At 53.9% G+C, this 24,151-nt stretch carries 25 protein-coding genes; 9 read left to right on the forward strand and 16 right to left on the reverse strand.

All coding sequences use genetic code 11. The annotated features are described in order from the left end of the window. Nucleotides 1-66: 66 nt before the first annotated feature. The gene (pcaF, locus tag QCD60_RS25905) at nucleotides 67-1,287 is read left to right on the forward strand and encodes a 3-oxoadipyl-CoA thiolase (RefSeq protein WP_279789856.1); all 1,221 of its coding nucleotides are present in this window, start codon (nucleotides 67-69) and stop codon (nucleotides 1,285-1,287) included. Nucleotides 1,288-1,509: 222 nt separating this feature from the next. Continuing rightward, nucleotides 1,510-2,043 (forward strand): demethoxyubiquinone hydroxylase family protein, encoded by a 534-nt coding sequence (locus tag QCD60_RS25910; RefSeq protein WP_279789857.1) that lies wholly within the window; start codon nucleotides 1,510-1,512, stop codon nucleotides 2,041-2,043. Nucleotides 2,044-2,397: 354 nt separating this feature from the next. On the opposite strand, the gene QCD60_RS25915 is transcribed toward QCD60_RS25910, so the two are convergent. The 9 genes from QCD60_RS25915 to QCD60_RS25955 form a co-directional block, all read right to left on the reverse strand. Next, the gene (locus QCD60_RS25915; protein WP_279789858.1) at nucleotides 2,398-3,615 is read right to left on the reverse strand and encodes an IS256 family transposase; all 1,218 of its coding nucleotides are present in this window, start codon (nucleotides 3,613-3,615) and stop codon (nucleotides 2,398-2,400) included. A gap of 53 nt (nucleotides 3,616-3,668) precedes the next feature. Beyond that, nucleotides 3,669-4,355 carry a class I SAM-dependent methyltransferase gene (locus QCD60_RS25920; RefSeq protein ID WP_279789859.1) on the reverse strand — a complete coding sequence of 229 codons (687 nt, stop codon included), beginning with the start codon at nucleotides 4,353-4,355 and terminating at the stop codon, nucleotides 3,669-3,671. 135 nt (nucleotides 4,356-4,490) lie between these two features. Further along, nucleotides 4,491-5,306 (reverse strand): DUF2971 domain-containing protein, encoded by an 816-nt coding sequence (locus QCD60_RS25925; protein ID WP_279789860.1) that lies wholly within the window; start codon nucleotides 5,304-5,306, stop codon nucleotides 4,491-4,493. 145 nt (nucleotides 5,307-5,451) lie between these two features. Further along, entirely contained in the window at nucleotides 5,452-6,144 is a 693-nt protein-coding gene (locus QCD60_RS25930; protein ID WP_279789861.1) for a hypothetical protein, read from the reverse strand. A gap of 112 nt (nucleotides 6,145-6,256) precedes the next feature. Continuing rightward, the gene (locus QCD60_RS25935) at nucleotides 6,257-6,565 is read right to left on the reverse strand and encodes a hypothetical protein (RefSeq protein WP_279789862.1); all 309 of its coding nucleotides are present in this window, start codon (nucleotides 6,563-6,565) and stop codon (nucleotides 6,257-6,259) included. 78 nt (nucleotides 6,566-6,643) lie between these two features. After that, a complete protein-coding gene (locus QCD60_RS25940) occupies nucleotides 6,644-7,402 on the reverse strand; it encodes a hypothetical protein (protein WP_279789863.1) in 759 nt (252 codons plus the stop codon). A 481-nt stretch (nucleotides 7,403-7,883) separates the two neighbouring features. Next, nucleotides 7,884-8,279 (reverse strand): hypothetical protein, encoded by a 396-nt coding sequence (locus tag QCD60_RS25945; protein WP_279789864.1) that lies wholly within the window; start codon nucleotides 8,277-8,279, stop codon nucleotides 7,884-7,886. Nucleotides 8,280-8,426: 147 nt separating this feature from the next. Next, the gene (locus QCD60_RS25950) at nucleotides 8,427-8,882 is read right to left on the reverse strand and encodes a hypothetical protein (protein ID WP_279789865.1); all 456 of its coding nucleotides are present in this window, start codon (nucleotides 8,880-8,882) and stop codon (nucleotides 8,427-8,429) included. Between the two features lie 2 nt (nucleotides 8,883-8,884). Next, on the reverse strand, nucleotides 8,885-9,316 hold the full coding sequence (locus QCD60_RS25955) for a hypothetical protein (RefSeq protein WP_279789866.1): 432 nt from the start codon (nucleotides 9,314-9,316) through the stop codon (nucleotides 8,885-8,887). A 53-nt stretch (nucleotides 9,317-9,369) separates the two neighbouring features. On the opposite strand from QCD60_RS25955, the gene QCD60_RS25960 reads away from it, so the two are divergent. From QCD60_RS25960 to paaZ, 7 genes are all read left to right on the forward strand, one after another. Further along, on the forward strand, nucleotides 9,370-9,723 hold the full coding sequence (locus QCD60_RS25960; protein ID WP_279789867.1) for a hypothetical protein: 354 nt from the start codon (nucleotides 9,370-9,372) through the stop codon (nucleotides 9,721-9,723). Between the two features lie 98 nt (nucleotides 9,724-9,821). Then, the gene (paaA, locus tag QCD60_RS25965; RefSeq protein ID WP_279789868.1) at nucleotides 9,822-10,814 is read left to right on the forward strand and encodes a 1,2-phenylacetyl-CoA epoxidase subunit PaaA; all 993 of its coding nucleotides are present in this window, start codon (nucleotides 9,822-9,824) and stop codon (nucleotides 10,812-10,814) included. Between the two features lie 33 nt (nucleotides 10,815-10,847). Beyond that, on the forward strand, nucleotides 10,848-11,129 hold the full coding sequence (gene paaB, locus QCD60_RS25970; RefSeq protein ID WP_104155204.1) for a 1,2-phenylacetyl-CoA epoxidase subunit PaaB: 282 nt from the start codon (nucleotides 10,848-10,850) through the stop codon (nucleotides 11,127-11,129). A gap of 10 nt (nucleotides 11,130-11,139) precedes the next feature. Beyond that, the gene (gene paaC / locus QCD60_RS25975; RefSeq protein ID WP_279789869.1) at nucleotides 11,140-11,919 is read left to right on the forward strand and encodes a 1,2-phenylacetyl-CoA epoxidase subunit PaaC; all 780 of its coding nucleotides are present in this window, start codon (nucleotides 11,140-11,142) and stop codon (nucleotides 11,917-11,919) included. A 27-nt stretch (nucleotides 11,920-11,946) separates the two neighbouring features. Further along, on the forward strand, nucleotides 11,947-12,519 hold the full coding sequence (gene paaD / locus QCD60_RS25980; protein WP_279789870.1) for a 1,2-phenylacetyl-CoA epoxidase subunit PaaD: 573 nt from the start codon (nucleotides 11,947-11,949) through the stop codon (nucleotides 12,517-12,519). Nucleotides 12,520-12,638: 119 nt separating this feature from the next. Continuing rightward, complete coding sequence (gene paaE / locus QCD60_RS25985) at nucleotides 12,639-13,736, forward strand: 1,2-phenylacetyl-CoA epoxidase subunit PaaE (RefSeq protein ID WP_279789871.1); 1,098 nt, start codon at nucleotides 12,639-12,641, stop codon at nucleotides 13,734-13,736. Between the two features lie 108 nt (nucleotides 13,737-13,844). Further along, on the forward strand, nucleotides 13,845-15,902 hold the full coding sequence (gene paaZ / locus QCD60_RS25990) for a phenylacetic acid degradation bifunctional protein PaaZ (RefSeq protein WP_279789872.1): 2,058 nt from the start codon (nucleotides 13,845-13,847) through the stop codon (nucleotides 15,900-15,902). A gap of 106 nt (nucleotides 15,903-16,008) precedes the next feature. On the opposite strand, the gene QCD60_RS25995 is transcribed toward paaZ, so the two are convergent. The 7 genes from QCD60_RS25995 to QCD60_RS26025 form a co-directional block, all read right to left on the reverse strand. Then, complete coding sequence (locus tag QCD60_RS25995) at nucleotides 16,009-16,509, reverse strand: hypothetical protein (RefSeq protein WP_279789873.1); 501 nt, start codon at nucleotides 16,507-16,509, stop codon at nucleotides 16,009-16,011. Nucleotides 16,510-16,527: 18 nt separating this feature from the next. Then, on the reverse strand, nucleotides 16,528-17,256 hold the full coding sequence (locus QCD60_RS26000) for a VIT family protein (RefSeq protein ID WP_279789874.1): 729 nt from the start codon (nucleotides 17,254-17,256) through the stop codon (nucleotides 16,528-16,530). 163 nt (nucleotides 17,257-17,419) lie between these two features. Further along, a complete protein-coding gene (locus QCD60_RS26005; RefSeq protein WP_279789875.1) occupies nucleotides 17,420-18,889 on the reverse strand; it encodes a diguanylate cyclase in 1,470 nt (489 codons plus the stop codon). Nucleotides 18,890-19,079: 190 nt separating this feature from the next. Beyond that, the gene (locus tag QCD60_RS26010) at nucleotides 19,080-21,041 is read right to left on the reverse strand and encodes a methyl-accepting chemotaxis protein (protein WP_279789876.1); all 1,962 of its coding nucleotides are present in this window, start codon (nucleotides 21,039-21,041) and stop codon (nucleotides 19,080-19,082) included. 457 nt (nucleotides 21,042-21,498) lie between these two features. Beyond that, nucleotides 21,499-23,049, reverse strand: coding sequence for an alkaline phosphatase family protein (locus QCD60_RS26015; protein WP_279789877.1), 1,551 nt, complete (start codon nucleotides 23,047-23,049; stop codon nucleotides 21,499-21,501). 53 nt (nucleotides 23,050-23,102) lie between these two features. Then, complete coding sequence (locus QCD60_RS26020; RefSeq protein ID WP_279789878.1) at nucleotides 23,103-23,573, reverse strand: GFA family protein; 471 nt, start codon at nucleotides 23,571-23,573, stop codon at nucleotides 23,103-23,105. Nucleotides 23,574-23,691: 118 nt separating this feature from the next. Next, the gene (locus QCD60_RS26025; protein ID WP_279789879.1) at nucleotides 23,692-24,117 is read right to left on the reverse strand and encodes a DUF1294 domain-containing protein; all 426 of its coding nucleotides are present in this window, start codon (nucleotides 24,115-24,117) and stop codon (nucleotides 23,692-23,694) included. Nucleotides 24,118-24,151 lie beyond the last annotated feature (34 nt).

Below are 24,151 nucleotides of genomic sequence, written 5' to 3' on the forward strand. Positions count from 1 at the left end.
ACTCACAACCCGGCCTGCTGACCACCGAATGACCGGAGCCTGCAAGGCTCTACGGAGTAAATAACCATGAGCACTCAGCTTACTGACGCCCTGATCATCGATGCCATTCGCACCCCTATCGGCCGTTATGCCGGCACGCTGGCCAGCGTGCGGGCTGATGACCTTGGCGCTGTGCCGATCCGGGCACTGATGGAACGCAACCCCGGTGTTGACTGGGCACAGGTGGATGACGTGATCTACGGCTGCGCCAATCAGGCCGGTGAAGACAACCGCAACGTTGCGCACATGTCATCGCTGCTCGCAGGGCTGCCGGTGACCGTGCCCGGCACCACCGTCAACCGTCTGTGCGGCTCCGGTATGGATGCCGTGGGCCTGGCGGCACGCACCATCAAGGCCGGTGAAGCCGGGCTGATGATCGCCGGTGGTGTCGAGTCTATGTCGCGCGCGCCTTTCGTGATGGGCAAAGCTGACAGTGCCTTCAGTCGCAGCGCCGAGATCTTTGACACCACCATTGGCTGGCGCTTTATCAACACACTGATGAAGGAGCAGTACGGCGTCGACTCCATGCCGGAAACCGCCGAAAACGTCGCTGAACAGTTCGGCATTTCCCGGCAGGATCAGGATGCGTTCGCCCTGCTGAGTCAGCAGCGCACTGCCCGTGCACAGGCGGCGGGTCGCTTTGCCCGTGAGATAGTGCCGGTCAGCATCCCCCGTCGCAAAGCAGACCCGTTGCTGTTTGACACCGATGAACACCCTCGTGCAGACACCACGCTGGCCACCCTGAATAAGCTCGCGACGCCATTCCGCGCCGGTGGCAGCGTCACTGCAGGCAATGCCTCGGGCGTAAATGATGGCGCCTGCGCGCTGCTGCTGGCCAGCCCGGCAGCCGCTGATCGCTTCCAGCTCAAAGCCCGCGGCCGGGTGCTGGGCATGGCCACGGCAGGGGTTGAGCCCCGCATCATGGGCTTTGGCCCTGCTCCTGCAACGCGCAAGGTGCTGCAGCAGGTCGGCCTGACACTGGCGGATATGGATGTGATTGAGCTGAACGAAGCCTTTGCTTCACAGGGGCTGGCCGTCCTGCGCGATCTGGGCCTGCCAGACGATGCCGAACATGTTAACCCCAACGGCGGCGCTATCGCCCTTGGCCATCCGCTGGGCATGAGTGGCGCACGCCTGATTACCACCGCACTGAATGAGCTGGAAATTCGCAATGGCCGCTATGCGCTGTGCACGATGTGCATCGGCGTCGGTCAGGGTATCGCCATGGTGATTGAACGGCTGGCATAACGCTCCTCTGCGCAGCTAATCCCGGTTCTGAAGAAAGCCCCTTGCGGGCTTTCTTTGCATCTCCCGCCACCGCGGTATCAGCTCAAACTGACGACGCTCTCCAACCACCTTCAGTGGCTGGCACTTGAATTACTGTACCGACTGGCGCTACAACAGATGCCATCGTTACATTCACATAGCCAGCAGGCGGGAAAAATGAATCAGGGACTGAATGAAAAGCTAATGCCCGATACGATTGAGCCGGTCCGTATCGCCAGCAAAATCATGAAGATCAACCATGCCGGAGAGTTTGGCGCCATCAATATCTATCGAGCGCAGATCCTGGTCGCCAGACTGTTCTCCCCCCAGCTGGTGGCGACACTGGAAGACTTTCTCAGCCATGAGAGAAAGCATCTGGAGATTTTCGGCCGCATCTTACAGTCCAGAGGCATCGCCCGCTGTAAAAGTTTCTGGCTTTGCGGCATCGGTGGGTTCTGCCTGGGGCTGATCACTGCGCTGATGGGACGGGCGGGCATCATGACCTGTACGGCAGCGGTGGAAACGGTTGTCACTCATCATCTCCTTGCACAGCTGGCCAGCCTCGAAGCAGAGAATGATAGTGAGGCGTATCAGGCAGTGCAGTCGATCCTCAGTGAAGAACTGGAGCATCAGCAACACGGCATTGAGCAGAGCAAGGGCAGCCTGTTGTTCAAACCCGTCAGTGCTGTGGTTTCCTGTGCGACGTCTGCCGTTATCTGGCTTGGTTTTCAGCTCTGACTGTTACGATACCGTGCCTGCTTCAGCAGCCATCTTCAGGCATCACAAGCCGAGGAATAGCTGAAGGTTGGGCGGGACACATTCCTTTTTCGCAGCCCCTCAAACTGCTCGGGTTCATCCCCATCGATTACTCAGATCTGACGCTGCTGGCTATTCACCTGCACACCGGCTTTGTCGAACAGTCACCGATGGGGTCCATGAGGTTCTGGCGCCATAAGCGCACGCTTGAGCCCACGGCACAGGGCGCATCCTCTCTGACAGGCTGGAGTTTGAGCCCCGATTTGCCGGGGGATACTTACTGCTTTTTTATATACGTTTCAGGGTCTGTCAAACGAACTGTGTAACTGCTCCCTTTCAGAGTGCGGCCAGCGGCACGCGCTCCTCCCCAAACATCACCTGAAAACTCTGTAGTGCCGGTTTCCAGTGATGAATAGCCTTCCAGTTCTTCGATGCTTCGCGGATGGCCAGAAAGAGTGACTTGAGTGCCGAATCGTCGTTCGGAAAAATGCGCCGATTACGTGTCAGTTTCCGCAGGCTCATGTTCAGGGATTCGATGGCGTTGGTCGTGTAGATCACTTTCCGGATCTCCGGCAGGAACTGGAAGAACGGCATGATGTTGTCCCAGTGACCGCGCCACAACCGCACCACCGCCCGATATTTCTCACCCCAATCGCTCTCAAAGTCATCCAGTTCGCGCACGGCTTCGTCCGCTGTCGCCGATGTGTAAATTCGCTTCAGGGCACCCACAACGACCTTGCTGTCTTTGGTGTTGACATAACGCAAGCTGGCGCGCACCAGATGCACAATACACAGCTGGGTCAACGTTTTCGGAAACACCGCGTTGACCGCTTCCGGCAGGCCTTTCAGACCGTCCATACTGGCGATGTAAATATCCTGCACGCCACGATGACGCAACTCCGTCAGCACCGACAACCAGAACTTCGCCCCTTCGCTTTCGGCCAGCCACAGACCCAGCACTTCTTTCTCGCCGCGCAGATTGACGCCAAGCACAACGTGCGCTGACTTGTTCACCACCTGCTTGTTGTGCTGTACCTTGACCACCAGACCATCCAGCCAGACGATGGGGTAAATCGCTTCCAGCGGTCGCGTCTGCCACGCTTTGGCTTCCTCCAGAACCGCATCAGTAACCTGGGCGATGAGTGTGTGCGAAATCGTCACACCGTATAAGTCCACCAGCGCACTCTCGATATCACGCGTGGTCATGCCCTTGGCGTACAGGGTCAGGATCTTGTCTTCCATCCCCGCCAGCCGAACTTGCCGCTTCTTGAGCAGCTGTGGCTCGAAGCGGCCTTCGCGGTCGCGGGGAGTCTCTATGAGCAAGTCGCCGACATCACTCTGCACCGTTTTACGGCTCTTGCCGTTACGGGTATTGCCCCGCTTGGCACCGGGCTCGGCTTTGTCGTGGCGGTCGTAGCCAAGGTGGTCGTCCATCTCGGCTTGCAGGCTGCGATTGATCATGTGTTGCAGCATCTGGGCGTACAGCTTGCTGACATCCTCCGGGGTCTTACATTCCTGAGTCAGCTCATCCAATGTCTCTGGCGTTAGTGCCATGTAACTGCTCCTCGCGGTGTTCCCGCATCATCCCATAAACGCAGTTACACAGTTCAATTTACAGACCCACGTTTCACCGCGACCACGGAATATGTATGCCAATGCTTCATTCTACCCAATGAGGTTTTCTCTTTTTCATCACGTTCAAAGAACCTGACTATTTCAAAATCTGAGAACAAAGCCTTTACCTCTGATTCCGAAAAAGGTGCTGTTGGACTACGATAATTATTAGCCCAGCTGTCTTTGAAACCCATGAAATCGCCAGCAAACACCCCACCGATTTCAATTGAGGATTTAATGTTGCTCCATGTCGCTTCAAATTGGTCTGGGTTAGCGAAGAACAAGCTTGAGTTTGCGATAACTACACCAGACTTTGGATAGTCAAACGACTCAAAAGACGACTCTACGATATCCACTAGTGACTTTGACCCAAATCTGTCTCGACAAATAGCAATCGAATCAGGGTTAATATCGAAGCCATAAACTTGAAAACCCTGTCGCTCTAGATACGCGATATCACTTCCAGTTCCACAACCGCAGTCAGTGGCTACTTTGAGGTTTGATTTATTAAGTCCGGCTGCAAACGCTGTACGTTTTGAATGTGGGCGAGATAATGCCTTTTCGTAATACTGACGCCAAATTTCAGTGTTCTCATCCATAAGTTTCTGATTTTCCGTAAAAGTACATAACGCTACAAGCAGAGGCTTACTTTGCGTTTTGGAGCGAAGCAACAGCAACATAAGTCCTGCTGTACACCATCAAGCCAGTCGTTATCTCCTAGCTGGGTAGCTGATTGACTCAAGACGAGGGAGTGTTGGCTGACACAGAGCTATGAACAGTCTCTCAAGCGTTGCGAATTACTCTTAAATGCTTTGTTAAATTTCGGTCACCCTAAGAGTACCGTCATCGTTCAAACCGATTTTTTTCAGTTTTACATGACTATGTCTCTCATCTAACCAACCTAAAACCTCCGTAATATCTGCTTGGGACATTCTTGCTCCAAAGATGATGCCACTTAATCTAGATACAGGAAATTCAGAAACGTTTTCTCTGACAAGTGCAGGCAGTCCAACACCTTGATTTTGAGCGTGAGAAATAACTCTGAACTCACTCTCATAGCTCCATTCTTTGGTCTTAGTAACTAATGAATTAAAAGCATCTTCTTCAGAGAAGTCCAAAATATCAATTGAGTTAATCCTGTTAACATAGTTAACCTTCCAAGCTCTACCGAAGTAATCATTACTCGTATCAAACTCTAGACAGAAGCCACGATGATTATTGGCATAATGAGCCCACATAAGGACATTTTGAGGATCGGACGATAGACTGAATATGCCCCACTTCTGATCTACTGTTTCAAATGTCTTATCTCTTATGTCCTTTGTAAGCTTTAGATGTGTTTCATTAGATAATGAATCATAGTACTTAAAGTAATCCACTGGCCCTACAACAGGACTCAGATGCTTTTGTACCTCATACGCCCAAACACGATGTTTAGACCTGTATTCCAAGTCTGAAAGATCACCTACCTTCAGCTGAAATTGACACTCAAATGGGTCATTCAGCCCACTTGGAAATGGATAATACAGTTCATTTTTCTCAAAGATACTTTTTATAAATTCCGTCCTACTGGGCTCAAAAGCTCTATATTTGTAAAGCTTCTTCACACCAAGATCCCTAGCTGACTTCATTATGCTCTCCTTCGCGTATTTGAGAAATTTAACGCCTTGCTCACCTGAAAATATTGCGGAGAGCGTTTTTGTGTAAAATGGAGCTACTCGACATACACAAAAACGAGCGCAGCAATATTTGCCAGGTACAGCAATTTGTTAGGCTTTACCACAGTTTCCACCAAAGCTTTTTAGAAACTCCTGACGCTTCTTTAGCTGGCATATCTACGGGTTCACGTGGCCGCCAATAGTTATGCCCTACCAAGTTTGACAAGCTCTCAATCTGAGTGCCAGCCCTCTCAATTAGCTCAATGAGGCTTTTTATTAAAGGATCTCTAGGCACACTAACTGAGTAATAAACCTCATCGTAATCTGGATCCCGTTCTTGGATATATAGGAACCCATCTCTTGCATAGACATCTAACTCCCATCCTTGGTCGACATCATAAAAAACCTCACCACTCTCAGTTTCAATGACAGATTTGATAAAGTTTTCTATTTCTCCGAGCGTGTCGTACCAAGGAAATCCTACATGTATATCCTCTTCCGAATTCCATAGCCAAAATCGAAGCCAAAAATATTGATGTATTTCGTTAAAAGACTTCTCGTGCCTTTTGGCTGCAGATAAAACACCAGAATAATAATTCGCTAGCTGATGTTCATGACCTGACACTTCTGAGGTTCTTGCCATTTGCTCAACCACCCGAGGGAAGTCGAGCGTTGGAAGAGGGTCTACTTCCTTCCTCTCCACAATCTGAGGGTGGGAGTCGGGACCATAATAAAAGTCATCTTTCAGCAGATAGCATATTTCTGCATCAATCTTACTTATTGGCCTTGTGTTATCAATCCAGGATTTCATTATTGATGCCTAACGCCCGGCTAAGCCGCCGGAACGGAGTTGATTGTTTTGCGCTAACGTAGCGAAAAAGCGCAAAACGAGCAACGCAGTGGAGGTCGGTTTGAGCCGTTTGTTATAAGTCATTTCTTTGATGTGATTTTGCAATTGTGATTGCCATAATAACAATGAATAAAACCAAGCTGAAGAAAGGAGAAAGGGAAAAAGTTAGGACAGACAACTTTGCCGGAAATATGCTTTTACCTAAAAATAAAACACCTATTGACAGGATTGGGATAACTGATAGAAATAATGAAATTTTAGACAGGCGACTCTGTTTTATTTTGCACTGCCAATAAGACAGAATCCACCAGAGAGGAGGAAAAAGCAAAGCGCTGCCTATAGCGATCAATATTAAAAAGGTGACTGGTTGTGCAGATGCCACTTGCTGCTCCTTGACTTATAACGCTGTTATAAATTGCCGAAAAAAGCACAGCTTATTGAGGTCGATTTCATAACCTTGTTAGTTGCGCATACTTTCTATTTTGGAATTTTTTCTTTCCGTGCTTTCCTTTTTAAGATTTTCAAGTTTCAGCTTTAGAAACCCTTCTGGATTAAGTTTGCAATGGTAATGATGGTGTTCTTTAAGCTGATCTTCCTTTTCCTTCTCTATTTGCTTAACTGATTTATTTTTTACACCCCATAATTCAAGAGCTTTTTTCGAAGTCATGAACAAACTGTATATTAACGCTAAAAGCGAAACAACCGGATTTGACCAACCCAAGTAAGCAATTATTGCGGGAATCACGCACAGCCACAATATTAATGTAATGCGCAGTGCTTTAATACCTTTTACACGTAAGGCAATTTCATTTCTAGCATCATCACTAGATTTATATGGGATCGTCGAGTATATTTCTGATAACGAATCCCTTGATAAATCAATATCAGGCTCCTTTCCTTTAGGGTAGTCACCCCAACAAAAATAGACGCCCTCACAATCTGGATAACCGAGCAAATAATTTTCACCAGTGACGTTTTTGATACTAAAATCAGAATCGGTCATATTTTTCACCATGACCATCAAAGGTGTTGGAAACCTTTCAATCCAAATATTTAACTCAGATTCACAAATTTCTTTTACTTCTTCAAAAAGGTTTTTTTCGTAAATATTAACTATTAATATTGCAAACTCTTGATCTGTAAACACTGGCTTGTAGCTTACATAGTAACCGGCTCTCTTTTCTTCAATATTTTCATATCTAATCCAGTTATTGATCACTATGACTAAACTCCAATATCAACTAACAGTATGTTAATGAGGTCTTCGACCTAATAACAATTATTAAAAGGTATACCTTTTAGTAAACCTTCTCCTAAAAGCAGTCATATAAGATTTTGATCTTAATAGAAAAAATAAATTAGCCAACACTAACACGAGTCACTAAAAGGTATTTTTTATCGATAACAGACCATCCAAAAGGTATACCTTCTTCCAGTTTTTTCAAGGAAGAAGTGCTCGACATGGTGAAGCCTCTCTTTCTAACATCTGGCCAAGACTGCATGATGGTACATCGATACAGTAGGCGGACCATTGACGCCTATCTGTACTGGACAAAAGTTTTCATCCTATTCTGCAATAAATAACACCCAGCCTCTCTTGGTCAGAGTGACATTAAACGCTTTCATATCTTGGAGTTAGATGCTTGCGTGGTAACTGCTCAACTTGGATGGACTGGGGTTATCCACCCATCAACTTCTGGTTACTTAAGTGAACAGGGTAGTTTGCAGAACTGCTTGGACAAAATTTCACCCTTCTCATTAATCTTCACCAGAAGGCGAAACGGTACGCCACTGTCATAGGGGTTCTCGACCACCCAGCCTCCAGCATTTTCCGGCTGTAGCTTACCGCTGAAACCAATGCCTATTTCATACCCACCTTTAAGTGGATATACCTTGGTTTCGGCAATTTCACCTGGCTGAAGGTCAGACAGATGCCGTCTGTCTGGCCCGGCAGTCACTTCTATATCTTGCAAGTTGGACGAGCCAGAAGGCGCCTCATATTCAATAGCAATATAGCTAGCCGGCGATGTCGGATAACCGAAATACCAAACAGATGCCACACCGAAAACCAGCCCCATCAGAGCATAACGCCACATAGCAATTCTCACTTCAGGGGCTGATTGTTTTATAGGAACTCGAACTTTTCAGGACACTATCAAGCAGATCGATAGCTCCAATTCCACATAGATATTTTTGAATCGCAAAGTAAAAGGGGTATCTCCCCCTTTTACTTTAACTGCATTTCACATCGCTTCTTGCGGGCACTGAGCATGGTCTGTAAACGCATCACCCTCATTTAGAAAATCGACATGAACCTGATTTATCAACCAATGTGATTCACTATTTTTATATAAAATAAACATCGACAGAGGTTCATCAGCACTACTATAGCCATTAATTGTAAGGCATCCCGAAGCCCCACCTTTTTCCATCATTTCAAAAGTATTTTCCCGCTTTTTCAACATTTCATGCATGGTATATAAACGAAGCAGAGACTTCTTGTTTACATCTGGATTTTTTGAAAATTGCGCCTCCTCTATAAATCCCTTTGTAAAAAAGGAGGGCCCTCTTTCAAAGGCATTATTTTCGTTTACTTCGAGCGAAAATTTATCAAATGCATCCAGCAACGGAGATGGCTGGCCAGCGTATGAACCCGTAACTACCAACAGAGAAAAAAAGAAGGATAACAACATTCGCATTATTAATTCCCCATAATCTGCTGCAATTCACGATCATAGGATTTTAAGGGAGACTTCAGCGCTCTCGCGGCCTGACAGAGCAGGCCCGAGCAGGAGGTAATAAGCTCTTCGAGATCAAAATTCCCCTTAACACTAAATGTCATACCCGCATTAATTCGTGCCACATAGCCAACCTTCATACCGTCTTGATTGGTGAAGCTGACACTCATCCTTTTGAAACTTAATCCGATATTTTGTAGCACAGGATTACCACTGAAAGTCATCATGCCTCCATTCCCAGAAAACGTAGTATCACCGTTTTCATTGATGGTCATAGACGCCTTTCCTTTAGCAAGAATTTTGGCGGTCATTCCCTTGTCTTTCGAGTATGCCAATTCGATAAAGCGACCCACGGCAAGTTTTACTTCCGGGCTTTGAATTTCTGCTGAGCTCATCGATTTTCCTTAATAGCTGTCGGCAACGCTCCCTCTTCAGGAAAGGAGCACTTATGGCAGGCCCACAGCAGCAGAAAATAAACCAGCCCTTCCCTGTTGTGGTGCCTGCACATCGAGCGGCACTTCGTGCAGTCCTGCACGCCATTCAAGCAGCAGAAAGGGTATGGGCATCACCGCCGAAGATCAACCCGCCCGGCAGGCACACCTGCCTGTCTCCTTACAGGCAACATCAGGCAGCAGCCTGTTCACTTCTCCCTGCGCAGAAATGCACATCAAAATATGACACGCAATTTTGTTTCAACTTGGTTTTTATAAAGCACACAAAGCAAAACCTCTCAAAGACGAATCACACCATAGAGCCATTTTTACTTGATCTATCGTTGAAATCATACCGATCACAAATGTGATACATATAAAAACTGTAGACATCATTTTTATGTATCATATAATCAACCCCATACAGCACATTTTGTGCTCAACAGACAAAAACAAGAGGAGCCACTGCATGTATGCTCAACTCGTAGAGACCGGGGTGAAGCGGGTTCGTAATCTGGATGAGATGTCGCCCGAGGAGCGACACTTTCAGGAGAAGATCGATGCCGAGATCAAGATCGAAGCGAAGAACTGGATGCCCGAAGCCTATCGCCGCACCCTGATTCGGCAGATCTCTCAACATGCTCATTCAGAGATCGTCGGCATGCTGCCTGAGAAGAACTGGCTGACCCGCGCCCCCAGCTTCAAGCGCAAACTGCAGCTACTGGCCAAGATTCAGGACGAAGCCGGACACGGCCTGTACCTGTACAGCGCTATGGAAACCCTCGGCGCTGACCGTGACGACGAAGTGGCCAAACTCCATCGCGGCGAAGTGAAATACTCCTCTATCTTCAATTACCCCACCCGCAGCTGGGCCGACATGGGCACCATTGGCTGGCTGGTGGATGGCGCCGCTATCGTCAATCAGGTGGTGTTGCAACGCACCTCCTACGGCCCCTACTCCCGCGCCATGATTCGCATTTGCAAGGAAGAAAGCTTCCACCAGCGCCAGGGCTACGAAATCCTGCTGACCATGATGCGCGAAGGCAACGACGAGCAGAAAGCCATGGTGCAGGACTCCATCAACCGCTTCTGGTGGCCTGCGCTGATGATGTTCGGCCCCACCGATACCGACTCCCCCAACTCGGCTCAGTCCATGGCGTGGAAGATCAAACGCATGTCCAACGATGACCTGCGCCAGCGCTTTATTGATCAGACTATTCCGCAGCTGGAGCTGCTCGGCTGCACCGCACCGGACCCCGACCTGAAGTGGAACGAAGCACGCGGCCACTATGACTTTGGCGAGATCGACTGGAGCGAGTTTTACGATGTGCTGAAAGGTAACGGCCCCTGCAACCGTGAGCGCCTGCGCACCCGTCGCGAAGCCATCGAGAACGGTGACTGGGTACGTGAAGCCGCCACGGCTTACGCCAGCAAACAGCAACAAAAACAACACGCCGCCTGATTGGCCGTTTGATGAGATTCTGAGGTAAGCACGATGTCTGACTGGACCCTTTTTGAAGTCTTCGTTCGCAGCAAGCATGGCCTGAACCATAAGCATGTGGGCAGCGTCCACGCCGCTGATGCCGCCATGGCACTGGAAAATGCCCGTGATCTTTACACTCGTCGCAGCGAGGGCGTCAGCCTCTGGGTGGTGCCTTCAGCACAGATCACCGCCTCCTCACCGGACGACAAAGACCCGCTGTTTGATCCGTCGGATGACAAGGTTTATCGCCATGCCACCTTCTATGTGTTGCCCAAAGAACTGGACCATATGTAAGGAGAGCGGCATGACTGCACAACTGAATAGCACCTGCCGTCAGGCGCTGGTGGATTACCTGCTGCATCTGGGCGACAGCGACACGGTGATGTCACAGCGCCTGTGTGAATGGGTCGGCCATGCTCCCGCACTGGAAGAAGAAGTGGCCCTCGCCAACGTCGGCCTCGACCTGCTGGGTCAGGCTCGTAGCTGGCTGAGCTATGCCGCTGAGCTGGAAGATCAGGGCCGCGATGCCGACCAGCTGGCGTTTCTGCGTGACGAGCGCGAATACCGCAATCTGCTGATTACCGAGCAGGCCAACGGCAACTTTGCCGACACCATGGCCCGCCAGTTTTTCTTCGATGCCTGGCATTTCCATCTGCTGACCGCCCTGTGCCAGTCCACGGATGCACAGGTGCAGGCCATCGCCCGCAAAGGGCTGAAGGAAGTGACCTATCACCTGCGTCGCTCCACCGCCTGGATCAAACGTCTGGGTGATGGCACAGCAATCAGCCATCAGAAAATGCAGGATGCCATCGACGATATCTGGACCTATACCGGCGAAATGTTTACCGCCGCCAGCACCGACCCATTGCTGGTGGAAGCAGGCATCGTGCCTGCCAGTGCACCGTTGCAGCAACAGTGGCTGAACTATGTGCAGACCACCCTGCAGGAAGCGACCCTCACCTGCCCGGATGAGAACGCCTATATGCAGATCGGCGGACGCCAGGGTCTGCACACCGAGCAGCTGGGTTATCTGCTGGCCGAAATGCAGTTTCTGCCGCGCGCCTACCCCGGCGCGACCTGGTAAGAGCAACACCTTCGAGGAGAGCTGACCATGCAGCACACTACCGCCGCGGTTGCCGCCAGCGCCTTTGGCCTGATCAGCAGCGACCGGCCACGCACCCTGTTGCGTGAAGACGGACAGCGCCCCGCGCTGGATGCTATCTGGCAACTGCTGGATACCGTGCCAGACCCGGAAGTGCCGGTGATCAGCGTGGTGGAGCTGGGTATCGTGCGTCAGCTCGACTGGCAGCAGGACCGGCTGGTGGTCACCCTGACCCCGACCTATTCCGGCTGCCCCGCAACGCAGGCCATCGCCGACGCCATTCATATGGCGTTATGGCAGGCCGGGCTTGAACAGATTGAGCTGCAGGAGCAGTTGTCACCGGCCTGGACGACCGACTGGATCAGCCAGAGTGGCCGCGACAAGCTGCGCGCTTACGGCATTGCCCCCCCGGCAGGTAGCGCCAGCAAGCGCACCCTGCTAGGCGAGGAGCCGGAAGTGCACTGCCCTCATTGCGGCTCGGTGCATACCAGCGTGATCAGCGAATTTGGCTCCACTGCCTGCAAGGCACTGTACCGCTGCGACGACTGCCGCGAGCCCTTCGACTATTTCAAATGTATCTGATTCAAATGCATCTGATTCACGTGCCTCTGAGCTGAAACGCCTGACGCAGCCGCCACGCCGTCTGGCGCGGCCTGCTGGCCCATGAAGTTGGCATAACAACAAAATTGATCGAGGTAACCATGAGCCGTTTCTATTCCCTTGATGTGGCCAATGTGCGCCAGGAAACCCGCGATGCAGTGTCTGTCGCCTTCGCCATTCCCGCCGGGCTGCAGGACACCTTCCGCTTCAGTCAGGGCCAGCATCTGGTGCTGCGTACCCGCATCAACGATGAGGAAGTACGTCGCTCCTACTCCATCTGCTCCGGTGTGCATGACGGCGAATTACGCATTGCCGTCAAACGCGTGGCCGGTGGTCTGTTTTCCAACTGGCTGAACGATCAGGCGCAGGCCCTTTTGCACAGCGCCCAGCCGCTGCAACTGGAAGCCATGCCACCTGCGGGACATTTCAGCACCGAGCTGGATGCAGAGCGGGTCGGTCACTATCTTGGCGTTGCTGCAGGCAGCGGTATCACCCCTATTATCAGCATCATCAAAACCACGCTGGATACCGAGCCGCAGAGCACCTTTACCCTGTTCTATGCCAACCGCTCGACCTCCAGCACTATTTTCCGCGAGCAGCTGGCTGACCTGAAAAACCGGTACATGGGCCGCCTCAACCTGGTGTTCCTGATGACCCGCGAACAGCAGGACATCGACCTCTACAACGGCCGTCTTGATCATGACAAATGCAAGGCGCTGTTCGACCGCTGGCTGGATGTTCCACATCTGACCGCGGCCTTCCTGTGTGGCCCGCAACAGATGATCGAGCTGGTCAGTGAAGCGCTGCAGCAACACGATCTGGACAAAGCCCGCATCCACTACGAACTGTTCGGCACCGGTCTGCCTGCCACCGCCCGCCGCCAGCGTGACAGCAGTGGCGAAGCCATTGCCGCCGAGCTGTGCGACGTCACCGTTATCGCAGACGGCCGGCAGATCAACTTCGGTCTGGCCCGCGATACCCGCAGCATTCTGGATGCCGGTAACGAACACGGCGCCGATCTGCCCTACTCCTGCAAGGCCGGCGTGTGCTCAACCTGCCGCGCCAAGGTGGTGGAAGGCGAAGTGGAAATGGACGTCAACTTCGCGCTGGAAGACTACGAAGTCAAAGCAGGCTACGTGCTGTCGTGCCAGTGCTTCCCGGTCAGCAAAAAGGTCGTCCTCGACTTCGACACCCTGTAATCGCTCTGCGCACCTGCGCAGCCTTGCGGCAGTACAAAACGTCATCAACAAGAACAATTCAGGGGCCTGCTGCTCATCCGGCATGGCCCTGCAAACAGAGTCAGCAGCATGAAAATCAAAAGCTATGTATGCGGCCAGTGGGTCGAAGGACAGGACAGCGGTGCGGAACTCTTCCATGCCGTCAGCGGCGAACTGATTGGCAGCGTCACCAGCAAGGGGATCGATTTCAAAGCCGTGGCCGATTATGGCCGCAGCAAAGGCGGGCCAGCACTGCGTGCGCTGACCTTCCATGATCGCGCCAACCGTCTGAAGGCGCTGGCTCAGCATCTGATGAGCAAGAAAGATGAGTTCTATCGCATCTCCGCGCTGACCGGTGCGACCAGAGTGGACAGCTGGATCGATATCGAAGGCGGTGCCGGCACGCTGTTTACCTATTCCAGTCTGGTACGCCGCGAGCTGCCCAATGAAACCTTTGTGGTCGAAGGCAACAGCGAACGCCTGTCAGCCAGGGGCACCTTTGTCGGTCGCCATATTCTGGTGCCGAAAGAAGGGGTCGCGGTACACATCAACGCCTTCAACTTCCCCTGCTGGGGCATGCTGGAAAAGATCGCTCCGAGTCTGGCGGCCGGTGTCCCGGTTATCGTCAAACCGGCCAGTGCTACCTGCTATCTGACCGAAGCCATGGTGCGGGAAATTATCGCTTCCGGGCAGTTCCCCGAAGGGGCGATCCAGCTGGTCTGTGGCAGTACCGGCGACTTGCTGGATCATCTGATGGAGCAGGATGTGGTCACCTTTACCGGCTCTGCCGCCACGGGTCAGAAACTGCGCAGCCATCCCAACATCCTTGCTCGCTCGATCCCCTTCACCATGGAAGCGGATTCCCTCAACTGCAGCATTCTCGGTGCAGGCGTGGAACCCGGCAGTGCCGAGTTCGATCTGTTCATCAAGGAAGTCGCCAACGAGATGTCGGTCAAGGCCGGGCAGAAATGTACCGCCATTCGCCGCGCCATTGTTCCCCGTCAGCGTGCCGATGCGGTCGCTGAAGCCCTCAAGGCCCGACTGGCTAAAGTAGTGCTGGGTGATCCGGCGGTTGAAGGGGTACGCATGGGGCCGCTGGTCAACCGTGATCAGGTCGATGATGTCTGGGCCAAACTGGAGCAGCTCAAAGGCGCTGCAGAAGTGATTTACGGTGGTCAGCGCCAGTTCGCCGTGACCGGTGCCAGTGCCGACACGGGCGCATTCTTCCCCAGCACCCTGCTGTATTGTGACCAGCCGCTGCAGACCGAAATCCCTCACTCGGTTGAAGCCTTCGGCCCGGTATCGACGCTGATGGCCTATGACGATATCGAGCAGGCCATTGCCATCGCCAAAATGGGCCGCGGCAGTCTGGCAGGCTCACTGGTGACCGCTGACAATCTGGAAGCAAGAAAAGTCATCCTCGGCACCGCGGCCTATCACGGTCGCCTGCTGGTGCTGAACACTGACTGTGCCAAAGAATCGACCGGCCATGGCTCACCACTGCCGACACTGGTCCACGGCGGCCCCGGTCGCGCCGGGGGTGGTGAAGAGCTGGGCGGCCTGCGGGCAGTGAAACACTATATGCAACGCACCGCCATTCAGGGCAGCCCCACCACCCTGACGGCCATCACCAACGAGTTCCACCCCGGCTCCGAGCAGATCAAAACCCAGGTGCATCCGTTCCGCCGCTATTTCGATGAGCTGCAGATCGGCGAGACCCTGATCACCCATCGCCGTACCGTCACCGAGGCTGACATCGTCAACTTCGGCTGCCTGTCAGGCGATCACTTCTATGCCCATTTCGATGAGCTGGCAGCGAAGGATTCGCTGTTCGGCAAGCGTGTCGCCCATGGCTACTTTGTCATCTCCGCCGCAGCGGGTCTGTTTGTCGAGCCGTCACCCGGCCCGGTGCTGGCCAACTACGGGATGGAAAACCTGCGCTTTGTCAGCCCCGTGGGTATCGGCGATACCATTCAGGCCCGCCTCACCTGCAAGCAGAAAATCCGCAAGGACAAACGCCCCGATGAACAGCGCGCGACGGGGGTAGTGGTGTGGGATGTGGAAGTCACCAACCAGCACAACGAGCCGGTGGCGCTGTATTCCATCCTGACACTGGTGGAGCGCAAGGACGACGAAGCAGCGGCGTAATCGCTGTCATCGTCAATGAGCTGCTGCCAGCGCAGATGACAAAGGGAGGCTCAGTGCCTCCCTTTTGCTGTCTGCAGATGCCCCTCATCCTGCGCTGAAAACGGCGTTACTGCGGTTTGGCATCGGCACCATGATCATCCAGCTGCGCTTTGAACCAGTCGTGAATCGCTTCCACCAGTTTGGGATCATCACTGCTGTAGGTGATCTGTGCCCCGGTCGGCAACCGTTCGTACTGAATGCGAATACGGGTCGAGCCCTCCTCCATGGTTTTTAACCCCGGCATGTCCTCACCGTGCAGGCGGGTGGGGTCAGCAAAATTCCCCTGCTGAAACTGTACTGACTCATACAGCAGGTGATTCTGAATCAGCGCGACCTGCTCTTTGTCCTCCGAGCTTTGCGCCAGCACTTTCTGCACACCACCCGTATCAGTGGTGGTAAAGATGTGCGAGGTCTTGTCCAGACTGAAGGGCATCACTTCATGGCCCATCTGATGAACCATCTCCTGCCGGGTGGTATCCGTCGGCATGTCATCGGCGTGTGTCCACAGTGATGCCGCCGTGCCAATCACACCCGCCAGTCCGATGGTCAGGAAACGCATTGCACTCATGTGTCTTTCTCCTTTTCCCTAGCCCGTGGTCACACCAAAAAGCGCACCCACTGCGGTGGTCATCGCCATCGCCAGCGCGCCCCAGAATGTGACCCGAAATGCCGCCACCCCAACCGGTGCACCACCGGCTCTGGCCGCCAGCGCACCCGATGCCGCGAGGCAGAGCAACGCCACCAGTGCCACACTCCACAGCAAACTGCTGGCAGGCACCAGCGCCACCACCAGCAGCGGCAGCACAGCGCCCAGTGAGAAGGTCAGCGCAGAAGTCAGCGCCGCCTGCACAGGCCGGGCAGTGGCGGTCTCGGTAATCCCCAGCTCATCGCGGGCATGGGCGCCAAGCGCATCGTGCGCCATCAGCTGCTCTGCCACCTGTCTGGCCAGAGGTCGCTCCAGCCCCCGCTTGACGTAGATATTGGTCAGCTCAATCAGCTCATGCTCCGGGTCATCCTCCAGCTCCTGCCGCTCGACCTCAAGATCAGCGTGCTCGGTATCAGACTGGGAACTGACCGACACATATTCTCCGGCGGCCATCGACATCGCTCCAGCCACCAGCCCGGCTAATCCCGCCAGCAGAATGCTGTGTGTGCTGGCTTCCGCAGCCGCTACGCCCATCACCAGACTGGCAGTAGAAACGATGCCATCGTTCGCCCCCAGCACGGCAGCACGCAGCCAGCCAATTCTCTGCGAGCGATGATGTTCGGTATGGTGTGGCTTACTACTGCGACGAGTGCGGATGTTGTCCTTCACGAATACCACTTCCTTATCAACTGGGGAGGTCACGCTACCGAAGTGACACAACTGAAATGGGCTGACCGGGTTTATAAAATGTATGGGTGCCATACGCACTCAGCACAAGGCGTATGTGCATCTGATGTGCCAGCCCTGCGGCTGGCAGCCTCGCTCAAACGGGTTATTTTTTGTCGGCGGCAGGTGCCTGCACATCCTGAATCTGTACCTGATTGCGCCCCCGGTTTTTGGCCAGATACAACGCTTCATCGGCTCGCACCAGCAGGCGCTCCCGCTCGATATGCTGTTTAGCAGGCAGATACCCCACGCCAATACTGACCGTGGCTTTGAGCAGCTTACCATCTACCCCGGCAAAGCGATGTTCCGCCACCATGGAACGCAGGCGCTCAGCCACCATAGCGGCGCCTTCGCGGCTGATCCCCGGCAACATGACTGCAAACTCCTCGCCACCCAGCCGCCCGAACAGGTCACCTTTGCGTAACTGGCCGTCCACCAGCCGGGCAAATTCAATCAGCACCAGATCACCACTGCGATGGCCAAAGTGATCATTGATGTACTTAAAATGATCCAGATCCATCATCAGCATCGCCACCGGTTTACCCGCCGCAGTGAGCTCCTTCAGAAGGTTACCTGCCCGATGTTCAAAAGTGGCTCGTGACAGGGCATCGGTCAGGTAATCATGGTTCACCGCATGATCGAGCTGCACCACCAGTTTGTTACGCGCGGCATTGATACAGGCCACCGTGAGCGGTCCCAGCGCAAGCATGGTCAGGCCCAGCCGCAATGACACGGTGTCATCAATAAAGTTGGCATGAGCAAACACCGGTAACAGGTTCCTCGCCAGCGCCACACTAATGATGGTGGTAAAGATCAGTGTCACCAGCATGGTGGTGAACAGGCTGTAACTCAGGGCACACCAGAGTAGTGCCGGCACCGGCAGGGCGATGGCGCCGGAGCCACCCACCGCCATCATCACTACCAGCGACACTGCCAGACTGAACAGCGGCGCCAGACGCAACCAGTCCAGCTCCAGACGACGCATGGCAAAGGCCTGCTGGAACCACTGCACAATGCGACGCAGGGGAAAAGTCAGTACAACCGGCAGGATAGTGATGTAGTTGACCATTTCTGCACTGAACCAGTAGGCCAGCCCGATCCAGATATCGCGGTCAAACAGGACGATACTGGCGCCACAACCGACCAGTGCACTGGCCAGCGCGCCGCAAAAACAGAAAACAAACAGATGCAACACCGCTGGAGGGCTTTGCAGCGTTCGGTCAACCGTATGAAAACGGCTGTAGAGCCAGAAGGCCGTACCGACTCCGGCCAGATTGGCCGCAGTCAGCCACAGTGTGATCAGCCATTTGCCACCGGTCAGCAGATCGGCCAGTACCAGTGCAATAAAGGCGGCCAGCCAGCACCAGCCACTGGTCAGTCTGGGAGCGCGCAGCAACATCCCCAGCAGCAGCGCATTGGCAGGCCAGATAGCCGCGAGAAAGCCTACCGGGCGGGAAAAAATACCCAGCAGGGCCACCGCAAAGATGACACTCCCAACGACCAGAGCGTGGCGCAGCACCTGCGCCCAGGGTGTCGTCCAGAGTTCAGAAATCCAGCCAGATTTGTCAGCACTCATGTTGCCTTCCCCCGTATGGGGTATGAGTGTTAAGTGCAGTTCATAACAGGGATAAATAACAGGGAAAACACCGCTGGCGACGCCATAGGGGTAAAAGCCGTCAGCATTTCTCCATCGCTCTCACCCTGCTGAGCCGGCGAAAAAAAAGAGCGCCACACGGGCGCTCCTGGATCAGCCAGTGCAGTACAGGTCAGACGCGGAATGCCGCAATCATACCCTGCAGTTCACGGGTCATGCGTGCCACTTCGGTACTCAGGCTGGCGGTGCTGCTGGCCTGCTCGGCGGTCACTTCACTGGCTTTCTTGATTTCCACCGTGCTCTGCTCTACCCCTTCCACCACACTGGCCTGCTGCTCAGCGGCGGACGCGATCTGGGTATTGTGGTCAACAATGAACTCCATGTTGGAGGTGATCTGCTGGAAGATGCTGGCCGTCTTCTCCACTTCCTCCACCGTGGCTGATGCACTGCGATGGCTGGTCTCAATGGTGCTGACCGCATTGCTGACCTGACGCTGCAGGCGGGCAATGATGGTGTCGATTTCACCGGTCAGCTCATGGGAACGCTGTGCCAGACTGCGCACTTCATCGGCCACGACGGCAAAACCACGACCCTGCTCACCGGCACGCGCCGCCTCGATGGCTGCGTTGAGCGCCAACAGATTGGTCTGCTCGGCCACACTCTTGATCACATCCAGCACTTTGGAAATGCTGCCGCTTTCCTGCTCCACCGAGGAGATGGCATCGCGTGAGGCATCCATATGGCCGAACAGCTGGTTGATCCCCGCCACGGCCTGATTGACCTGAACCAGCCCCTGCTCGCACTCGGCGCCGATCTGACTGGCTTTGCCCGAAGCCGTATGGGTATTGCGGCTGACTTCGTGAACGCTGGCGACCAGCTCACTCATTGAGGTGGCAATCTGATCAAGCTCGACCGTCTGCATCGCCACGCTTTCGCTGCTGGATTGCGCATTTTCGTTCACGGTCGTGGCTTTGACGGTGGTCGATTCAGAAATGTTGGCCACTTCGGTGATCAGCGAACGCATCTTGATCTGCATCTGATTGAAGTCGTTCGACAGTTCACCCAGCTCATCACTGGCATCAGTGCGGATGTCCTGACTCAAGTCGCCTTCAGACACACGGCGGGTACCGGTACGGATAGTCTTGATGGCGCCATGTACCGACACATAGAAGCCGGCAAACAGATAGACAATCAGCAGCACCATCACCACCTGAATCGAAGACCAGGCCAGCAGTGCCGCACGCTTATTCTGCAGGCGCTGCTCCAGAATGCCGGACACTTCATCCAGCAACTGCTGACGGCCAGCGACCAGTGCAGAGGTTGCCTTGTCGTACCCCTCAAAATGCGAGCGCCATTGTGCGGGAGCTTTGTCATCATAGGAGAAGCTGCCCGTGGCGTATTTGGCTACAACGGCTGTCTGGAACTGATCCAGAATCGCCTTACTGGAATCGATGATAGCCTGCTGCATTGGCTGGTCAGCGGCGGAGCTTTCGGTGATAGCCTTCAGTTCATTGACCAGATTGAACACGCCTGGTTTGGAGGCAGACTCAAGGAAGCCATAGGCCACAATGTAGGCGTTATAGGTGCGCGCTCTGGACAGGTTGACATAGGCCGGTATCAGGGAGTTCAGCATGAAGTCGACATCGTTATACAGCGTGTCGTTTTCGTCTTTGCTCAGATGTGCCCGACTGGCTACGTTTTTGATCACGTCACGCAGGTGCTCAGGCTGGCTGAAGTTCATCACGTACAGGGTATCGACAGGCACGCTGGTGCTACTGCCCTGTTCCTGCGGCTTGCCGTCCTTGTCGACAGCCAGCCCCTCGAAGCGGCTCCCGCTAACAGCGGTGTTGTAGTCTGCCACGCTGGTATCGTACTGCTGCTGATAATCTTTGACCGCCGACGTGACATCCTCTTCGTTGCGCGCCATGGCCACTACCCTGGCTCCGGCCAGCTTCTGCGAGGCTTCAAACACATCCAGCAGTTTGGTGATGACACCCAGACCTTCCTGCTCTGAGCGGGCGTTCTGCATATCCGTATACAGGCTGCTGAGTTTATCAACCGACAGCCAGCAGAACGGCAGCATGAATACCAGGAAAATGATCAGAAATTTGTACGCATAGCGCGTACGGTTCATTAAATAGAGCACAGGCCGCAGCAAAAACATTCCATCCCCTGGGCAGATATCTGCAAGTTATGGTTTAGCTGTATCAAAAAGATACTTTGGATATTGGTGTCCGAATATACCTATTGAGCCAAAACAAATAAACCTGCAATAAAAAGGGAAATTTAACGTCTGCGACCTGAACTCTCCAGATCACACCTTTTGCACCAGATCAGAACCAAAAACCGCCTATAAATCAGCCTACTGCACAAGCATGATGCACCTATAGCGCTCTACACAGAATTGCAGCCTTTTACATATGAAACACAAATTACAAATATAAACACCGATATAAACAGAGCGTGCATTCCAATTCAAAATCAGGGTTTTATTCAAAAGCCGCAATTACCAGCAGCAATATTCCTTAACCACAACACAGGAATTGCCAGCAATAGAATTGAATTAAGGAAATGCGGTGAATAGCCCAACGTTAACACGGTGGGTTGATGACGCCCTGACGGGTCAGCAGGGTATTGGCCAGCACCCGGTCCGCTCTGGCCATGCGCCGCGAAAGCATGCGTTGCGCCATCTGCAGAAGGATGGGCAGATACTGCGGGTTATCGGCAAGGTTATGAAACTCGCAGGGGTCATCGAGCAGATCGAATAGCAGAGGTGGCATCGCCGTGAAGTGGACGTACTTGTAGCGCTCACTGCGCAGCACCGCGAGGGTGCAGTCGTTGCTGTTCAGCCCCAGCCGCTGCTCGGCCTGCTGGGTGTGCGGATCACGAAAATCGTATTCCCAGAACACCTCACTGCGCCAGTGTGCAGGGTCAGCACCGTGCAACCAGGGCAGCAGCGACTCACCATCACAACTGGTGGGTATAGGCAGCCCGAGCCAGTCCAGCATGGTCGGCATCAGATCCACCGCCTCGGTCAGCGCTGATAGCTGCTTACCCCGCGCGCCGCTGCATTCCGGTGCCCGGATGATCAGCGGAATATGGTAACTGGCATCGAAATAACCGCCTTTACCCCACAGATAGTGATCTCCCAGCTGCTCACCGTGATCGACGGTAAAGACAATCAGGGTGTTGTCGTATTCCCCGGTTTCACGCAGATAGTCGAACAGTCGCCCCAGATGCAGGTCTACCTCGGTAATCAGGCCATAGTACGTGGCGCGCATCTGCTGGAGTTCCGCCTCCGGTAACGACACCACGTTATGCTGATGGCCAAAGTAGTAGCCCGGGCGCTGCTGCACATCGAGCCAGTAATCAAGGAAGGGATGCTGAGCTTTCGCCTCCACCAGTGACGATTCCCGCTGGGGCAATGCCACCTGCTCTGCCGCATAAAGGCGATTGAAAGGCTCTGGCGCATACAGCGGAGGATGAGGCCGCAGGAAGACACCATGGATAAACCAGCCCTGACCGCGATGGGCCTGCATATGCTGGAGGATACGATCAGCGGTGTAGGCCGTATCCGAATCCTCAGCCCGGTACAGGGTCGGAGCGTAGCTGTGCCCTTTCCCGGCCGGCAGCTCAACCGCTGGGTCCGCAAAGTAGGTCTGTGCCGGATGCCATGGCAGGGTGTAACCCTTGCTGCGCAGCTGGTTGATCCAGGGCAGGCAGATTTCATCGTCATATCTGAAGCCTTCACGAAACCCCGGCAGTAAGCCGCCGTAATCACGCAACGCCGGATCGCCCGCCGCCACGGTACGCGGATCGACACTGGTATCGGTATAGCCGTACAGAATCGGATCAAAACCACCCTTGCGTACTTCCCGCGCGATATTGGTGTGGCGGTCATCGAGCGGCGTGCCGTTGAGAATGGAGCGATGATTCATCGCATACATGCCGGTCAGCAAACTGGCACGACTGGGGCCACAGGGCGCCGCCTGGGTGAAGTGGTTACGAAACAGCGTCCCCTCGGCTGCCAGCCGGTCAAGATGAGGGGTTTTCACCAGTGGATGGCCAACCGCAGACAGGCAGTCAGCCCGCCATTGATCCGCCGAGATAAAGAGCACGTTAGGTCGGGAAGAAGTGGCCATGGCTGATGTCGTCCCTGCAGCTACCTGAGTCGGATACGGAGCACGTTCTGGTTTCAGCTCACCAGACCCAGCCGTTCATGCCATTCGGCAATACTTTCCTTGGGATAGCCATAGATACAGGTATCAGGGCCACGCACATCCACTTCGACCCACTCCGGCTTATAGGCCAGCATCAGGTGAGTACGCTCGGGAGGAATCGGCAGCTCGGTATCGATAGCCGAGGCAAAGGGATGCACCAGTTCCGGCCAGCGTGGGTCCCACACCCACAGAGTCGTGGCGCAATGCTTGCAAAAATGACGTTCGGCCGGGCTGGTTTGCCCGTCAATGATGGCGTGGTAGACCGTGATATGGTCGCGCCCTTCTACCTTCAGCGACTCAGACTGCGCACCCAGATTGATAGCATAGCCCCCACCGCCCGCCGTTTTGCGACATACGGAGCAGTAGCAGCGATTGAAGGGGTAAGGATGAGGAGACTCCACTTCAAAATGCACAGCACCACAATGGCATGAGCCTTTCAGCAACATGGGGATTCTCCTGTATGAAAATTCATATTCCCAGCAAGTCTAGTCAGTCCTGTAAAACCTGCACGTTAATGCACAAGGTCAGTTTCCTTTCCTGCTGAACTCCCTCATGAATGGTCTGTCAGCGGATAAGCAGTTCCCATTCTGCCGGTAAAAAACCGTGTCGGCTTAGCAGTAGCAGGGCCAGCATATTGACCACCACCGTCAGCCAGAAGACCCACTGGAAGGATCCCTTGCTGGACTTATGCCGCAACCAGCGCTGGGCACAGAGTGCGCCCGGCCAGCCGCCCAGCAAAGCCAGCAGATGCAGGGTACTTTCCTGAATGCGCCACGCCTGCCGGCGGGCGGCACGTTTATCCCAGGCATACACCATAAAAGTGGCAAGACTCAGCAGCAGATAGCCCAGCGCCAGCCAGACCGGCCATCGTCCGCTGGCCACCAGTGCCAGCAAAGCGCCGGCAAACAGCCAGACAAAGACCGCACTGGCGCGGCCAGACGTGGAATGCAGTGGTTTACTTACCGCAGCAGAACGGGGTGAGCGGGCCATCGAAGGTCACCATGAAAAATGCAGAGGGGAATAT

This window comes from Pokkaliibacter sp. MBI-7 (assembly GCF_029846635.1).
GTDB lineage: Bacteria > Pseudomonadota > Gammaproteobacteria > Pseudomonadales > Balneatricaceae > Pokkaliibacter.

Coding starts and splice junctions, on each gene's coding strand:
- pcaF (WP_279789856.1), top strand. CDS start 67: ATGAGCACTCAGCTTACTGACGCCCTGATCATCGATGCCATTCGCACC.
- QCD60_RS25910 (WP_279789857.1), top strand. CDS start 1,510: ATGCCCGATACGATTGAGCCGGTCCGTATCGCCAGCAAAATCATGAAG.
- QCD60_RS25915 (WP_279789858.1), bottom strand. CDS start 3,615: ATGGCACTAACGCCAGAGACATTGGATGAGCTGACTCAGGAATGTAAG.
- QCD60_RS25920 (WP_279789859.1), bottom strand. CDS start 4,355: ATGTTGCTGTTGCTTCGCTCCAAAACGCAAAGTAAGCCTCTGCTTGTA.
- QCD60_RS25925 (WP_279789860.1), bottom strand. CDS start 5,306: ATGAAGTCAGCTAGGGATCTTGGTGTGAAGAAGCTTTACAAATATAGA.
- QCD60_RS25930 (WP_279789861.1), bottom strand. CDS start 6,144: ATGAAATCCTGGATTGATAACACAAGGCCAATAAGTAAGATTGATGCA.
- QCD60_RS25945 (WP_279789864.1), bottom strand. CDS start 8,279: ATGTGGCGTTATGCTCTGATGGGGCTGGTTTTCGGTGTGGCATCTGTT.
- QCD60_RS25950 (WP_279789865.1), bottom strand. CDS start 8,882: ATGCGAATGTTGTTATCCTTCTTTTTTTCTCTGTTGGTAGTTACGGGT.
- QCD60_RS25955 (WP_279789866.1), bottom strand. CDS start 9,316: ATGAGCTCAGCAGAAATTCAAAGCCCGGAAGTAAAACTTGCCGTGGGT.
- QCD60_RS25960 (WP_279789867.1), top strand. CDS start 9,370: ATGGCAGGCCCACAGCAGCAGAAAATAAACCAGCCCTTCCCTGTTGTG.
- paaA (WP_279789868.1), top strand. CDS start 9,822: ATGTATGCTCAACTCGTAGAGACCGGGGTGAAGCGGGTTCGTAATCTG.
- paaB (WP_104155204.1), top strand. CDS start 10,848: ATGTCTGACTGGACCCTTTTTGAAGTCTTCGTTCGCAGCAAGCATGGC.
- paaC (WP_279789869.1), top strand. CDS start 11,140: ATGACTGCACAACTGAATAGCACCTGCCGTCAGGCGCTGGTGGATTAC.
- paaD (WP_279789870.1), top strand. CDS start 11,947: ATGCAGCACACTACCGCCGCGGTTGCCGCCAGCGCCTTTGGCCTGATC.
- paaE (WP_279789871.1), top strand. CDS start 12,639: ATGAGCCGTTTCTATTCCCTTGATGTGGCCAATGTGCGCCAGGAAACC.
- paaZ (WP_279789872.1), top strand. CDS start 13,845: ATGAAAATCAAAAGCTATGTATGCGGCCAGTGGGTCGAAGGACAGGAC.
- QCD60_RS25995 (WP_279789873.1), bottom strand. CDS start 16,509: ATGAGTGCAATGCGTTTCCTGACCATCGGACTGGCGGGTGTGATTGGC.
- QCD60_RS26005 (WP_279789875.1), bottom strand. CDS start 18,889: ATGAGTGCTGACAAATCTGGCTGGATTTCTGAACTCTGGACGACACCC.
- QCD60_RS26010 (WP_279789876.1), bottom strand. CDS start 21,041: ATGAACCGTACGCGCTATGCGTACAAATTTCTGATCATTTTCCTGGTA.
- QCD60_RS26015 (WP_279789877.1), bottom strand. CDS start 23,049: ATGGCCACTTCTTCCCGACCTAACGTGCTCTTTATCTCGGCGGATCAA.
- QCD60_RS26020 (WP_279789878.1), bottom strand. CDS start 23,573: ATGTTGCTGAAAGGCTCATGCCATTGTGGTGCTGTGCATTTTGAAGTG.
- QCD60_RS26025 (WP_279789879.1), bottom strand. CDS start 24,117: ATGGCCCGCTCACCCCGTTCTGCTGCGGTAAGTAAACCACTGCATTCC.